10 protein-coding genes are annotated in these 13,100 nt (G+C 69.1%); 4 read left to right on the top strand and 6 right to left on the bottom strand.

The window, feature by feature from the left end; all coding sequences use genetic code 11:
• Positions 1 to 203: 203 nt before the first annotated feature.
• Positions 204 to 986, bottom strand: coding sequence for a DUF1707 SHOCT-like domain-containing protein (locus ACWCPQ_RS12915; RefSeq protein WP_449897857.1), 783 nt, complete (start codon positions 984 to 986; stop codon positions 204 to 206).
• 5 nt (positions 987 to 991) lie between these two features.
• Positions 992 to 2,083, bottom strand: coding sequence for a DUF1707 SHOCT-like domain-containing protein (locus tag ACWCPQ_RS12910; RefSeq protein WP_449897855.1), 1,092 nt, complete (start codon positions 2,081 to 2,083; stop codon positions 992 to 994).
• A gap of 276 nt (positions 2,084 to 2,359) precedes the next feature.
• On the opposite strand from ACWCPQ_RS12910, the gene ACWCPQ_RS12905 reads away from it, so the two are divergent.
• The 3 genes from ACWCPQ_RS12905 to ACWCPQ_RS12895 all read left to right on the top strand — a co-directional run bounded on the left by ACWCPQ_RS12905 (position 2,360) and on the right by ACWCPQ_RS12895 (position 7,803).
• A complete protein-coding gene (locus ACWCPQ_RS12905; RefSeq protein ID WP_449897853.1) occupies positions 2,360 to 2,818 on the top strand; it encodes a DUF5318 domain-containing protein in 459 nt (152 codons plus the stop codon).
• A 451-nt stretch (positions 2,819 to 3,269) separates the two neighbouring features.
• Positions 3,270 to 5,876 (top strand): transglycosylase domain-containing protein, encoded by a 2,607-nt coding sequence (locus ACWCPQ_RS12900; protein ID WP_449897852.1) that lies wholly within the window; start codon positions 3,270 to 3,272, stop codon positions 5,874 to 5,876.
• A gap of 184 nt (positions 5,877 to 6,060) precedes the next feature.
• On the top strand, positions 6,061 to 7,803 hold the full coding sequence (locus ACWCPQ_RS12895; protein ID WP_449897893.1) for a glycosyltransferase family 87 protein: 1,743 nt from the start codon (positions 6,061 to 6,063) through the stop codon (positions 7,801 to 7,803).
• A 119-nt stretch (positions 7,804 to 7,922) separates the two neighbouring features.
• Here ACWCPQ_RS12895 and ACWCPQ_RS12890 read toward each other — a convergent pair whose 3' ends face one another.
• From ACWCPQ_RS12890 to ACWCPQ_RS12875, 4 genes are all read right to left on the bottom strand, one after another.
• Positions 7,923 to 8,174 carry a hypothetical protein gene (locus tag ACWCPQ_RS12890; protein ID WP_449897850.1) on the bottom strand — a complete coding sequence of 84 codons (252 nt, stop codon included), beginning with the start codon at positions 8,172 to 8,174 and terminating at the stop codon, positions 7,923 to 7,925.
• 334 nt (positions 8,175 to 8,508) lie between these two features.
• Positions 8,509 to 8,946: a DoxX family protein gene (locus tag ACWCPQ_RS12885; RefSeq protein ID WP_449897847.1), complete on the bottom strand. Its 438-nt coding sequence runs from the start codon at positions 8,944 to 8,946 to the stop codon at positions 8,509 to 8,511.
• A 133-nt stretch (positions 8,947 to 9,079) separates the two neighbouring features.
• Complete coding sequence (locus ACWCPQ_RS12880) at positions 9,080 to 10,651, bottom strand: TerD family protein (RefSeq protein WP_449897845.1); 1,572 nt, start codon at positions 10,649 to 10,651, stop codon at positions 9,080 to 9,082.
• A gap of 20 nt (positions 10,652 to 10,671) precedes the next feature.
• Entirely contained in the window at positions 10,672 to 12,048 is a 1,377-nt protein-coding gene (locus tag ACWCPQ_RS12875; protein WP_449897843.1) for a TerD family protein, read from the bottom strand.
• A 423-nt stretch (positions 12,049 to 12,471) separates the two neighbouring features.
• Here ACWCPQ_RS12875 and ACWCPQ_RS12870 point away from each other — a divergent pair, with 423 nt between their 5' ends.
• Positions 12,472 to 13,095, top strand: a complete 624-nt coding sequence (locus tag ACWCPQ_RS12870; protein WP_449897841.1) for an AIM24 family protein — start codon at positions 12,472 to 12,474, stop codon at positions 13,093 to 13,095.
• Positions 13,096 to 13,100: the final 5 nt, after the last annotated feature.

Genomic DNA, 13,100 nt, shown 5'->3' with positions numbered 1-13,100 from the left:
CGTTCAGGCCTCGAAGCGCATGCGCCGAAGGCGCGAGTCTCGAGGCCTGAACGGCGAGACATCAGGGGGCCTCGACCCCGCGCCGCCGAAACCACAGCACCTTCGCGAACGGGCCCACAGCCCCCACCCGCCCCCGGCGCAACACACCAGCAGCACACGCGAGTCCCCACACCGACCGCAAACCCCGGTCGCCGAAAACACCGTCAATCGATCGGGTGGACCACCAACGGTTCCCCGTCGAAGCCGACCTCGAAGTGGCCGCTGTCCGATTTCGCTTCGTTGTCCACGAAGATCCTCAGTATCGGTGCCGGTTCGCCGTACGCGGAGGTCTCGTGCTGCGCCGAGATATGGCCGATCGCCCCACCCGGGACCTTCGCCGTCGCGGTCGCCCCGGCGAGCAGCCCGGCCAGCGCGGTCAGGTCGATTTTCCCCAGGTCCAGAGTGGGTTCCTCGGGCCGACGGGTAGTGCTGGTGGTCCAGCCGTCGAACTCCCCACCCCGGTAGGTGTAAGAGGTCTTCACCCTAGCGGCGGCGTCGTAGCGCTCGATGGACACATGTTCGGGATAGAACGAGACCTCGTCGGCGATCGTATCGCCGAATTCGGCGCGATAGATCGCCACGAAACCGGCGATCCCGGCGGCCGTCGTCGTATCCGGCAGCTCCGGCCGCGCGGACCCGGAGGTCGCCCGATCCGTGAGCCCGGCCGCCCCGCCGAGCACCAGCGCCGCGGCGGCCACCGCCGCCGCGATCACCCACCGCCGGGATCGTCGCTGCCCGCGCAGTACCGGCGCCTTCGCCAGATCGCCGGGTATCTGCAGATCGTCGATCAGCGTATCGAGGTCGCCGAATGTCTTCGCCCGCATCGCGGCCGCGGTTCGCTGCTCGTGTTCGTTCGCGGTGAGCTGGCCTTCGGCCAGCGCGGTATCGAGCAGTCCGCAGATATCGGCACGGTCGCTGTCGCGTGCCCGGATCCGGTTCGTCGCCACTCGCTCTACCCTTCGAATGCCCGCACGCGCAGTACCGCACCGGCGGAATCGGTGTATATCGAGCCCGATTCGTTGAACTTGTTGCCAACCAGGATCCAGACGATCGGCCGGCCTGCGAGATCGCCGGAGGACTCGACCTCGATGCTGATCATGGAGACCGCGCCCTCGGGGACCCGGGTGGTCCGGACCGCGGTGTCGACCACCGCGGCGACAGCGGCCGGGTCCAGTTGTCCCAGATCCAGCGCGACCGTCTCGGCGCGGCGGGTGGTCACCGAACCGGACTGCGCGAAACCACCGCGGAAGTCGTAATCGATCTGCCGGTTCGGCGCGCCCGGGACCGCCCGGCTGATCGAGGCGAACTCGGAGTGGAAATCGACGGAGTCCGCCGCCATATCCCCGAACTTCGCCCGGTATCGCTCCAGGAAGTGGGCCATACCCTCGCCGGTCAGGAGATCGGGTGTCTCGATCACCACAGGGGCCACCTCGCCCCATCCCGATGCCGGCCCGGCCACGGCTTCCGGCACGGGTGGATCCGAGTCGGGGCTGGTCACCGCGAACCCCACGAAGGCGGCCACCAACCCCAGCACGACCATCAGTGCCGCGAACGGCCCGGAGCGGGTGGCGGATACCGGACGGGTTCGTACCGACCTGCTGCCCTGCAGGTCCGACACCAGCTCCGACAGCTCGCCGAGCGTACGCGCCGAACCCAGCAGTTCGGTCAGGACGCGATGTTCTTCCTCGGACAGCTGGCCGTCGCGCCGTCCGGCATCGATCAGCTCACCCGCGTTCGCCCGGTCGGAGTCGCGGGCTTTCGTACGCGGCGGATAGTCCGTACCCGATCCGATCCGGCGTATCCCGGGCCCGGTCCGGCGGGCAGCCCCCGACAACGCCGCATCCGTACCGGCGGGCGGTTGCAGGTCGGCCACCAGAATGCGCAGTTCACCGAGGGTTTTCGCAGCCCGGGCCTGCGCCACCCGGTCATGGTATTCGCCGGCTCCGAGCTGCCCCTCCGCGTATGCCGCGTCCAGCAGGGTGGACGTCTCGGCACGGTCGATATCCCGGGCGCGGATGGAATCGGCGGGTACTGCGGTGGACACCTTCGAATCGTACGGGTCCGGCGATGGCGGCCGGCTGCCTCCTTCAGCTGTTCACACGCCCGCAGTCATATGGAAACCGGTGTTCCGATGGCCCAAGTGCGCCAATCGGTGGTCACCCCGGTCCGCTGCCCGGAACTGCAACCGGCCCGCGACCGGGGAAACGCGGGCCGCGGTGACCGGAAAATCCCCCACGGTGCGAATATGCCTCGGACCCCGCGAAGTCCGGCCGGGTTCGCGCGCGCGGGCGCCGGCGCCGATATCGAGCGAACGGATCCGATGCAGCCGCGGGCGGCGCAAATACATCACCGCTACTCTGGGAGCGTGCGAATTCAGCGGCAAGTGGTCGACTATGCGCTCCGGCGCAAGTCGCTGCTGGCTGACGTCTATGCGGGCCGTGTCGATGTCGCCGAGGTATGTGACGCTAATCCCTACCTGCTGCGTGCGGCCAAATTTCACGGCCGGGGGAGCGAGGTCACATGCCCTATCTGCCGGAAGGAACAGCTCACCCTCGTATCCTGGGTCTACGGCGACGGCCTCGGGCCGGTCGCGGGTTCCGCGCGCAGCCCGGAAGAGCTGGTACGCCTGGCCGAGACCCGAGAGGAATTCTCGGTTCACGTGGTCGAGGTGTGCCGGACATGCAGCTGGAATCATCTGGTGCAGTCCTATGTGCTCGGGAAAGCGCCGCAGGGCCGGCGTTCCGGCTCCCGAGTGAACCGGCGCACCGCCGCGGAATGAGACCGCCCGGCCCGACGATGGTGCACGCGCCGTGCCCCCCGGGGCGCCGCGGAGCGAGCCCATCAGACCGATACGAGCTTTGGAGACCTTGTCAGTGACTTCGCCCTACGAGCCCCCACCCGGCGATGACCCGCGCGGTGGTCGCACCCAGCGCGGACCGCTTCCGGGTCGAGAGCCGCAGCAGCGACCGGGGGTGCCCAACCGGGTCCCCGCACCGAACGCGAACGCACCGCGCCCCGCGCCGGGCGGACGCCCGCCCGCACCGGGCGGTCCGCGACCGGGCCCCGGTGGCCCGCGACCGGGGCCGGCGACGGGCCCACGACCCGCCGCCAATGGTCCGCGACCGGGGCCGAACGGACCGCGTCCCGGACCGAACGGCGCGGGTCGCCCACCGGCACCCGGCCCCCGGCCCGGCCCCGACGGCCGCCGACCGGGTCCGAACACCGGCGGGATGCCCGGAGCACCCCGGGGTCAGCAGCCGCCACAGCGTCCCGGTGGCCCGCCGCCCGGACGGCCCGCGCCGGGGCAGCCCCCCAATCAGCCCACCCAGCGCATGGGCCGTCCCGGGGAGCCGGGCGCGGCGCGTGCCGAGCAGGGCACCGCGAAAATGGCGCAACCCGGTGCGCCCACCGAAACGACCCGCCGCGAACGCACCGGAACCGGGCCACGCCCGGTGACCGGACGCCCCGGCCCGAATACCGGTGAGCGCCGGGCGACCGGCCCCGACGGCCGGCCCACCCGCTCCGGCGCCGCGGGCGGTCCGCCGCCACGGCGCCCGGGTGGCCGTTCCGGCGGCCCCGGCGGCCCGGACGGGCGCGGTCCGGCACAGAAACGCCGGAACTGGTGGAAGATTGCGCGCAGGACCGCATACGTGCTGGTCGCGCTTGCCATCGTGGTTCCCAGTACGGTGTTCCTGATCGCCTACTCCACCGTCTCGGTGCCCGAACCGGGCGATATCCAGAACAACCAGGTCGCAACGATTCTCGCCGCCGACGGCGAAACCGAGATCACGCGTGTGGTTCCGCCGCAGGGCAACCGGACCGATGTGACGATCGATCAGATTCCGCCGCATGTGCGCAACGCCGTGATCGCGGCCGAGGACCGGGACTTCTACAGCAACCCCGGTTTCTCGATCTCCGGTTTCGCCCGCGCCGCCCGGGACAATGTGCTCGGGCGCGAAAGCGCCGGTGGTGGTTCGACGATCACCCAGCAGTATGTGAAGAACGCGCTCGTCGGTGACGAACGCAGCCTCACCCGTAAGCTGCACGAGCTGGTCATCTCGGCGAAGATGGCTCGACAGTGGAGCAAGGACGAGATCCTCACCGCCTACCTGAACACCATCTATTTCGGGCGCGGCGCCTACGGTATCGATGCCGCGGCCAAGGCGTATTTCGCCAAGCCGGTGTCCGAGCTGAGCCCCGCCGAGGGCGCGGTACTCGCCGCCACCATCCAGCTGCCGTCGCTGCTGGATCCGGAGTCCAATCCCGAGGGCGCGAAGTCCCGCTGGAACTACGTGCTCGACGGTATGGTCGCCGGCGGGAACCTGAACCCCACCGAACGCGCGGGCATGACCTACCCCCAGGTGGTGTCGTCGGCGGCGGCCGGTCAGAAGACCGAGTCATCGGGTCCGGAGGGTCATATCAAAGCGCAGGTACTGCGCGAACTCTCCGAGGCCGGAATCAGCGAACAGCAGCTGAACACGGCAGGCCTGGAGATCACCACCACCATCGACGCGAAAGCACAGCAGGCGGCGGTGGACTCCGCGCGCAAGAACATGGAGGGTGAGCCCGACAAACTGCGGACCGCGGTGACCTCCATCGACCCGAAAACAGGCGCGGTGCGAGCCTATTACGGTGGCGAGGACGGTTACGGATACGACTTCGCGAACGCCGCGCTGCAGACCGGCTCCTCGTTCAAGGTGGTCGGCTTGGCCCAGAACCTGGAGAACGGTATCCCGCTGTCGCAGATGTACGACAGCTCGCCGATCACGGTGAACGGTATCGAGATCACCAACGTCGAGGGCGAGCAGTGCGGGGTCTGCACCATCGCCGAAGCGCTCAAACGCTCGCTGAACACCAGCTTCTACCGGATGCAGCTGGAAATGCAGAACGGACCCCAGAAGATCGCCGATATGGGTCACAAACTGGGCATTCCCGAAGAGCTTCCAGGAGTCGGCCCCACGCTGACGGAGCCCGGCGGCGCCGGCCCGAACAACGGAATCGTGCTCGGCCAGTACCAGGCCCGCCCGCTGGATATGGCCTCGGCCTACGCGACGCTGGCGGCATCGGGTATGTACCACAAGCCACATTTCGTGACCAAGGTCGTATCCGCGGACGGTACGGTGCTGCTCGATCGCGGTGACGTGGCCGGCGAGCGGCGGGTCTCCGAAGCCGTCGCCGACAATGTCACGGCGGCCATGGAACCGATCGCCGGGTACTCGCGCAACCACGGGCTCGCCGGCGGTCGTGCCTCGGCAGCCAAGACCGGCACCGCCCAGCTGGGTGACACCGGGGAGAACAAAGACGTGTGGATGGTGGGCTACACGCCGTCGCTGTCCACCGCCGTCTGGGTGGGCAGCACCGACAATTCTCCGCTGCGCAACTACGGCGGCGCGATGATCTATGGTTCCGGCCTGGCGTCGGATATCTGGAAGGGCACGATGGACGGCGCTCTCGAGGGCACGCCCAACGAGAAGTTCCCCAAACCCGCGCCGATCAAGGGCCAGGCCGGTGTGCCGAAGTGGACCGCCCCCTATACGGCGCCGTCCACCACGATGCCGACCTTCGAGCCGCCGGTGGTGATCCAGCCGAGCCAGGTGGAGATCCTGCCCGGTATCACCATCCCGGTCCCGGGAGTGCAGCCCAACCCGCGTAGCCAGCAGCAGCCACAGAATCAGCCGCAGGGCAACGGGGAGGGGCCGATGCCCGGGCAGCCGACCGCCGGCCAGACCAGTACGGCCCCGACGGCCACCCAGGCGCCCAGCGCGGGCGGCGGAACCGATACCTCCGGTGACGGCGGCGACGGTGAGGACGACAGCCACCCGCGCCCGGGTGGATAAACCCGCAGTACTGTCCGGGGCTCCGGCTCGGTCCGGGCCGGGACCCCGGTAACAGGTAACGTCGAGTGCCGTGAGTGAGCAGCGACCGGTGGGCGGGCCGGACGACGGTGTAGGTCCTGGAACCGGGCGAACCGGCCGGGCCGACACAGCCGGTTACGATGCGCCCGCACCGCTCGCCCGCGATCTGCGCTCGGCCGACGGGCGCGACAAACCGAGCCGCAACGATTCCATGACCGCCCAGCTGTGCACGGTCGTGGGCGGCCCGGTCGGCGATCACGCCCTGATCGGGCGTGCCCGGTTCTGGACGCCGATGCGGGTGCTGCTGGCGTTCGCGGTGATCTTCCTGGCGTTCGGCTGGTTCGCAAAGGCCGGATGTATCCAGCAGACCACGACCTCGGGCGGCCTGCTCACCCTCGACTGGAACAACGGCCGCCAGTACACCGTCATGTGCTACTCCGACACGGTGCCGCTCTACGGTGCCGAACGGCTCAACGAGGGCGCGTTCCCGTACAAGAAATCCTGGGTGGAGGAGACCCCCGGCGGCGGTACCGAGGTCCGCCATATGGAATATCCGGTGCTGTCGGGCATGTACCAGTACGTCTCGATGCTGGTGGCCAAGAGCTGGGATGCCAGCCCGCTGCCGGGTGCGTTGCAGGTGGTCCTGTACTTCAACGTGGTGGCACTGGGGTTGTCGGCGGCCTGGCTCGTCACCATCTGGGCGACCGCGCTGCTGGCCGGACGCCGGATCTGGGATGCGGCGCTGGTGGCCTGCTCACCGTTGGTGATCGTGCACGGCTTCACCAACTTCGACTTCCTCGCGACCGCTTTCGCCGCGCTGGGCCTGCTCGCGTGGGCGCGGCGCCGGCCCCTGCTGGCCGGGATCCTGCTGGGTCTGGGCGGTGCGGCGAAACTGTATCCGCTGCTGCTGCTCGGCCCGATCGTGGTGTTGTGCCTGCGCGCCGACCCGATGCAGCGCACCCCGCGGGCACACCAGGCCACCCGATTGCGCGATATCGGCAGTTTCGCGGCCCTGCGCAGCTGGCTCGAGGAACTCCCGGCCCGGACCCGGTTGCTGGGCGCCCGGCCACTGGGCGCGGCCGGCCTGACAGCCGGCGGCGCCCTGGGTACCTGGGCACTGGTCAACCTGCCGATCGCCCTGCTGTACCCGGACGGCTGGCGGGAGTTCTTCCGCCTCAACACCACACGCCACGCCGATCCCGATTCCCTCTACAACGTGGTGGTGTCGTTCACCGACTGGTCCGGTTTCGACGGTGTGCTGCGGCACGGCGAGCCACCCACGATCCTCAACCTCGTCTCGCTGCTGCTGTTCGTCGCGGCCTGTCTGGGTATCGCCTACATCGGCCTGACCGCCCCGCGCCGCCCCCGGCTGGCCCAGCTGTGCTTCCTGGTGATCGCCGCGTTCCTGCTGACGAACAAAGTGTGGAGCCCGCAGTATTCGCTCTGGCTGGTACCGATCGCGGTCTTGGCGCTACCGCATCGCCGTGTACTGCTGGCCTGGATGACGATCGACGCGCTGGTCTGGGTGCCGCGCATGTTCTATTACCTCGGGGTGGACCGTAAGGGCCTGCCCGAGCAGTGGTTCACCGCGACGGTGCTGCTGCGCGATCTCGCGGTGATCGGATTGTGTGCCCTGATCATCCGGCAGATCTACCGGCCCGAACAGGATCTGGTGCGCCGGGACCGAGTGGACGACCCGGTCGGCGGGGTGGTCGACAACGCCGGCGATCCACTGCTGCCGTGGCTACCCGAGATGCTGCGGCCCAGAATCTCCCGGGAAACGCATTGGACCGGTGCGGTCGCCGCGAAACATGTCCGGCCGCAGGAGCCCGCGGGCGCGGCAGCCTCGAGCCGGTCGGCCCAGGCGGGCGGCGGATCCGAACGCCCGCCCGTCCGCCTGGGCCGATAGCCGCTACGCCCGGAGCCGGGCCCGGCACCCGGTCGTATCCCCGGCCGGGAGCACGGCGGTGCCGCCGGCGAGCACACGTCGGCGCCCGAACCGTGTTACCTCTGTGGTGGTCGACCGGGTCAGTACGGAAGTCCGTCGGGGTAGCAGACCGGACGCCAGAGTGTTCCGCAGAAGAAGTTGTTCAGATCGGCCGAACCGCTGGCGATCACGCCGTTGCCGATCGTCTGCGTATCGATCGGCTGCGCCTCGACCGGCTGGAGCTCGATCACCCGAGATTCCGTCGAGACCTGTGCCTGTGCGGGAGCCACGGACAACAGCGCCGCACCGGCCAGCAGCGCACCCGCGACGAGGGAGCGATCGAATCGCATCATTTCGAACCGTTCTTTCGAATTGGATCCGGCCACGGATATGACCTCGATGCCTTATCGAGCGCCCCGCTCCGGCCGTTACCCAACCGAAATCACTGCATCGCAACCGAACTGGTGCGATACGGATGCCGATCCGGTGCCGGCGCCCACCGCGGAGTCGGGTATCGGACCGGCGCCGCAGACGCGACAACGGCCACCTGATCCGGTGCCCGGGCAGGCACCGCGGACCAGATAGCCGCTGGACAGGTCGCCGCCGACCCGACGGGCGACCGATCCGGGAACGCACGAACGGCGATCGGTGGATGGCCACCGATCGCCGGTCGTAGTCATGGATTCGTCATCGCGAGAACGTCTTACGCAGGTCGGTGACCGTGGCACGGCGCTCATAGGCGATCCAGGCGAAGATCGCGGCGAGCACCAGCGGGAAGATCGCCATGGCGGGCTCACCGGCCAGGAAGGCCTGGGTCCCGGCGGCGAGCACGGTGAGAACGGACAGACCCGCGGCGGCCAGGGCACTGAGCCGCGGCACCATCAGGGCGATACCGCCCGCGACCTCCACGACTCCGATGAAGATGAGCAGCCCGAAGGGGATGGTCAGATTCTCGGGGGCGTTCTCGGTCAGGGAGTTCGGTATGACGAGCTTCGGGCCGCCGGAGGCGATGATGAAGAAAAGGCCGAGCAGGATCTGCAGGGTCCACAGCACGCGGTTGCGGATCTTGCCGGGACCGGCGGTCACGTCGTCGGAGAAGCTGGCGGTGGGGTCGGCGATGGTCATTTCGGGTCCTTCGGGTCGGTCGCGCCGGGTCGGTAGCGCGTTCAACCGATAAGACGGAACATCACCGGCGGACTAATCGCTGCCCGCGAAGATTCCCGGGCCGGACCGCTGGGCAGCCGTCCGGCCCGTCGCCTCAACCCGCCCGCAGGATCCGCGCCCGCTGCTCGGGTTCCTGCGGCAGCAGATCCAGATCCAGCTGCCAGGCGTTGCCTGCCCACGGATCGAACAACGGCGTTCCCGCGACCGTCGGCAGATGGCGGCAGGCCCGCGAGAGGGTGGCCACTGTGCTGTCGCCGGAATCGGATTCGTCGGCGCCCACGATCACGGTCGACAGTCCGATCAGGTCACCACGCGCCAGCAGGGCGACCAGGCGTTGCGCATCGGCAGCCTGGTATCCGTGCGGGAAATCCGCGGCGAGCAGGATCCGGTGCTCGGCCGGCGCGGCCCCCTGCCCCGAGTTGTAGGCCATCTCCGCCAGTTCGGCGGAATCCACGAGCTGCTGCAGCCGGGGTGAGATATCGGAATGATCGGTGATCGGCGGCCCGGCCAGCACCGGCGCGAGCATACCGGTGAAACCGGTGAAAGCACCGGTGAGATCGATGATGTCGACAACGGTCCGGCGGCCCGGGGCGGCCCGCAGCAGCCTGGCCAGCAGCGCGCCGACAACCGGTGCCACCGCCGCCGACGATTCGGTATCCACCCACAGCGGACGGTTCAGCGGAACCGGCACACAGTACGGGACCCGTAGCGCCCCGCGGTCGAGTGCGTAGAGCTCGCCGAGCCGAATACCGTCGGCCGGCGCGGCCGGCCGATCCCAGGCGGGTGAATTCCACGAGGCCAGCGCCGCCGGCAGCACCGGGTCCGCCTCGTGCAGTTCGCGCTGCAATTGGAGACTGTCGCGCCGGTGGTTGCTCTCGGCGGTGGTCGTCAGCTCGTCGTGGCGCCGCTGGGCGGCCGCCCGCGCGGCGTCCGCGGCGGGAGTGTTACGGGTAGCGGGATCGGAAACCGCGGCCGAGAGTTCCTGGTCGAGCCGTTCGGCCGCATAGCCACGCGCCGATTCCAGGGCCGCGGCCGATCGCGCCGCGTCCTCGAAGATCATCCACAGCCGTTCCAGTCCGTGACCGACCTCCAGGGGCGGGATCTCGGCCTGCGCGCCCGCCTGTGTGGTGACCGCGGCGGGAGCGGCGACGGTCGCGTCGAGCACCGTCGCCGCGGAAGCGGCCGCCGGTACGGCATCGACATAACCGTCGGCACCGTGCGCCCGCAGCAGTTCGGCGAAACCACCCGCGTACCCCTGACCCACCGCGCGCAGTTTCCACCCCGGACCCCGCCGATACAGTTCGAAACAGATCAGTGCGGTCTCCCCGGCCTGCGGGGCGATCACGAACCCGGCTGCCGGAGTGTCGTTCTCCGTCAGCGACGCGGTGACCACACCGATCCCGCTCTGCGCGGCGGCCACCAGCAGCACCGCCGCCGCGTCGGCGCGTATATCGCCGGGAGTGACGACTACGGCCGAGGCCGCCACGTCGACCCGGACTCCGGGCCCCGTGGCCCGTTCGGACACCAGCACGTCGGCCGCCGCGGCGACCCGCAGATCCGCGTTCACCACCAGCGCCGACAACGTCAGCGGCACTGCGGCTTCGACTTCGAATCGGGCGATCCCACCGGCCAGCGGGATGTTCTGCCCCGCCTGCAGCTGCTTCATATCCTGTCCCCCGACGCCACTCATACCGCCAGGAACCGGCCCAACTGCGGAATGGCCTCACCGGGATGTTTGGCGTTGAAACCCTCGCCGATGGCCTGCATCTTCCAGTCGGCTCCGGCCCGGAAAAGTTTCGCCATGGCCATCGCGGTGGTGGGGGTGCCGCCGGTGAGCGAATAGCGGGCGAGTTCGGCGTTGTTCGCGCCATCGATCAACCGGCAGAATGCGTTCTGCACCTGGCCGAACGTATGCCCCTTGTAGGAGGTCACGACGAAGACGAGGTTGTTCACATGCGCCGGCAGGCGGGTGAGATCGACCAGGATCACCTCGTCGTCGCCCGCACCCTCACCGGTCAGGTTGTCACCCTGGTGCCGGACCGATCCGTCCTTGGAGGTCAGCTGCCCGTAGTAGGCGACATCCACCGGATTCATATCGGCGAACATCACCACCGAGGCATCGAGATCGATATCCACGGTGCGGCTGCCGAACATGCCGCGCTGCTGCACCGGATCCCAGCCCAGACCCATCTTGACGAAGGTGAGCGCGGCACCGTCCTCCTTGCGGAGGCTCACCCGCTGCCCCTTCTGCAGGCTCACCGGGCCGGTCTTGCTCAGACTGATCTCGCCGGGATGCTGCTGAGTCGGCGCCGGCTGGCCGGGTGGCTGCTGATACCCGGGGCCCGGCGGCGGCGGGTAGCCCCCGCCCTGCGGCGGATAACCGCCACCCTGGGGCGGAAAACCACCACCCTGCGGCGGATACGGCGGAGCCGGCGGCGGCTGCTGGGTGGGATAAGCCTGCTGGGCGGTCGGTGGCATCGGCGCGGCCTGCTGCACAGGCTGCGGCGGAGGCGGCGGCGCGGCAGCCTGCGGGGCCGCGGCCTGCGTCTCGGCCGGAGAATCATCCACCGTGACACCGTGATCGGTGACGAGCGCGGCGAAACCGCCCGCATAACCCTGACCGACCGCACGCACCTTCCAGGCACCCTGGCGCCGATACAGTTCGAGCGCGATCACAATGGACTCGGTGGCGAGACCGTCGATCCGGTACTCGAACAACTGCGCGCCGGACGGATCCGACACATAGGCCACCGGGGGCGCGAACTGACCGAAATTCGTATTCGGATCGTCGAGGGTGATGACCGCACGGACCTGCGCGATATCGGCGGGTACGGCGCCGAGGTTCACCGCCAGCGAAGCCGGCTGCCCGGCCGGGCCGGGTCGCAGGTTCACCCCCGGGCCGCTGGGCTGATTGTAGAAGACGAAATCCGCGTCGGACCGGACTTTGCCCTGCTCGGTGACCAATAGAGCGGACAGATCGGCCGGTGCCGCCAATTGGATGGAAACCACCACGTCGTTCGTGGCCAGTGGACCGTTCTGGCCTTTGGCGAGTGTTGCGGACAAGTCAGACCCTTCGCTTGTCGGTGCGTATGGATGCCACTGTATCTACTGCGGCGCCTCCGGCGCCGCGGGTCGGGCCCTCGTGACCCCGGTTCTTCACTCCGGCGCTCAGTCGCTGCGCTCCTTCGCTCTGTCGTTTCAGAACCGGGACGGGCCCGACCACGGACGGTAACCGTTCGGCGCAGCGGGAAATGCTCAGGTAATTCCGGTTCGACCCCGGCGGCCGACGCTGCACTCCCGCGCGCGGCCGCTCCGGCACCGGGGGCAGGCCCACTACAGATGCGGAGCGCAGATAGGGAGCGGCCGCAGGAATGGGCGCACCCGCTGGGCATGGACTGGATAGACCTGCGGCTATTAAGGTATCGGCGACGGATGAGCACCGGCGGTTGTGCGGGGCTCCGGGGCGGCGAGGGCAGGCGGCTATCCATGGCACAACTCTTCGAAAAATCGAAGAAGGTGATCGAGGTACATCTGGCGAACACCAGTATTCGCGCCATCTCCGGCTCGATGGTCGCCTACGAGGGGGCGGTGCAGTTCAAATCGGCCGGCTTCGGCGGGGGTGACGGGGTGCTGGCCGGGATGAAGCGCCGGGCCACCGGGGAGAAGCTCTCGCTGATGGAATGCGGCGGCCAGGGCCGGGTCTTTCTCGCGGTCAACGGCCAGTACGTCTCGGTGGTGAATCTGAACAACGAGACCCTGCAGGTGGAATCGCAGCAGTTGCTGGCCTTCGCCGGGAACCTGCGCACCGATGTGCGATTCGCCGGTGTGCGCGGAGCATCCAGCGGCCAGGGGCTCTTCACGACCACGGTCAGCGGTCAGGGGCAGGTCGCGCTGCTCTCGGCCGGCGGCCCGCTCATCCACCTCGAGGTTTCCCCGCAGTTCCCGCTGGTGGTGGACCCGGATGCGTTCGTCGCCGCCCGCGGCAACCTGAACCAGTCCTTCGTCACCGATGTCTCGTGGCGTTCGATGATGGGACAGGACGGCGGCGAGGCGTTCTCGCTGCGCTGGGACGGGCAGGGCGTGGTCTCGATCCAACCGGCGGAACGGTAGGGCGA

It is taken from the genome of Nocardia sp. NPDC001965 (genome assembly GCF_053594175.1).
Note: the sequence above shows the minus strand (reverse complement) of the source record. Positions and strands in the feature narration are given on the sequence as shown.

Coding starts and splice junctions, on each gene's coding strand:
- ACWCPQ_RS12905 (WP_449897853.1), top strand. CDS start 2,360: ATGCAGCCGCGGGCGGCGCAAATACATCACCGCTACTCTGGGAGCGTG.
- ACWCPQ_RS12900 (WP_449897852.1), top strand. CDS start 3,270: ATGCCCGGAGCACCCCGGGGTCAGCAGCCGCCACAGCGTCCCGGTGGC.
- ACWCPQ_RS12890 (WP_449897850.1), bottom strand. CDS start 8,174: ATGATGCGATTCGATCGCTCCCTCGTCGCGGGTGCGCTGCTGGCCGGT.
- ACWCPQ_RS12885 (WP_449897847.1), bottom strand. CDS start 8,946: ATGACCATCGCCGACCCCACCGCCAGCTTCTCCGACGACGTGACCGCC.
- ACWCPQ_RS12880 (WP_449897845.1), bottom strand. CDS start 10,651: ATGAAGCAGCTGCAGGCGGGGCAGAACATCCCGCTGGCCGGTGGGATC.
- ACWCPQ_RS12870 (WP_449897841.1), top strand. CDS start 12,472: ATGGCACAACTCTTCGAAAAATCGAAGAAGGTGATCGAGGTACATCTG.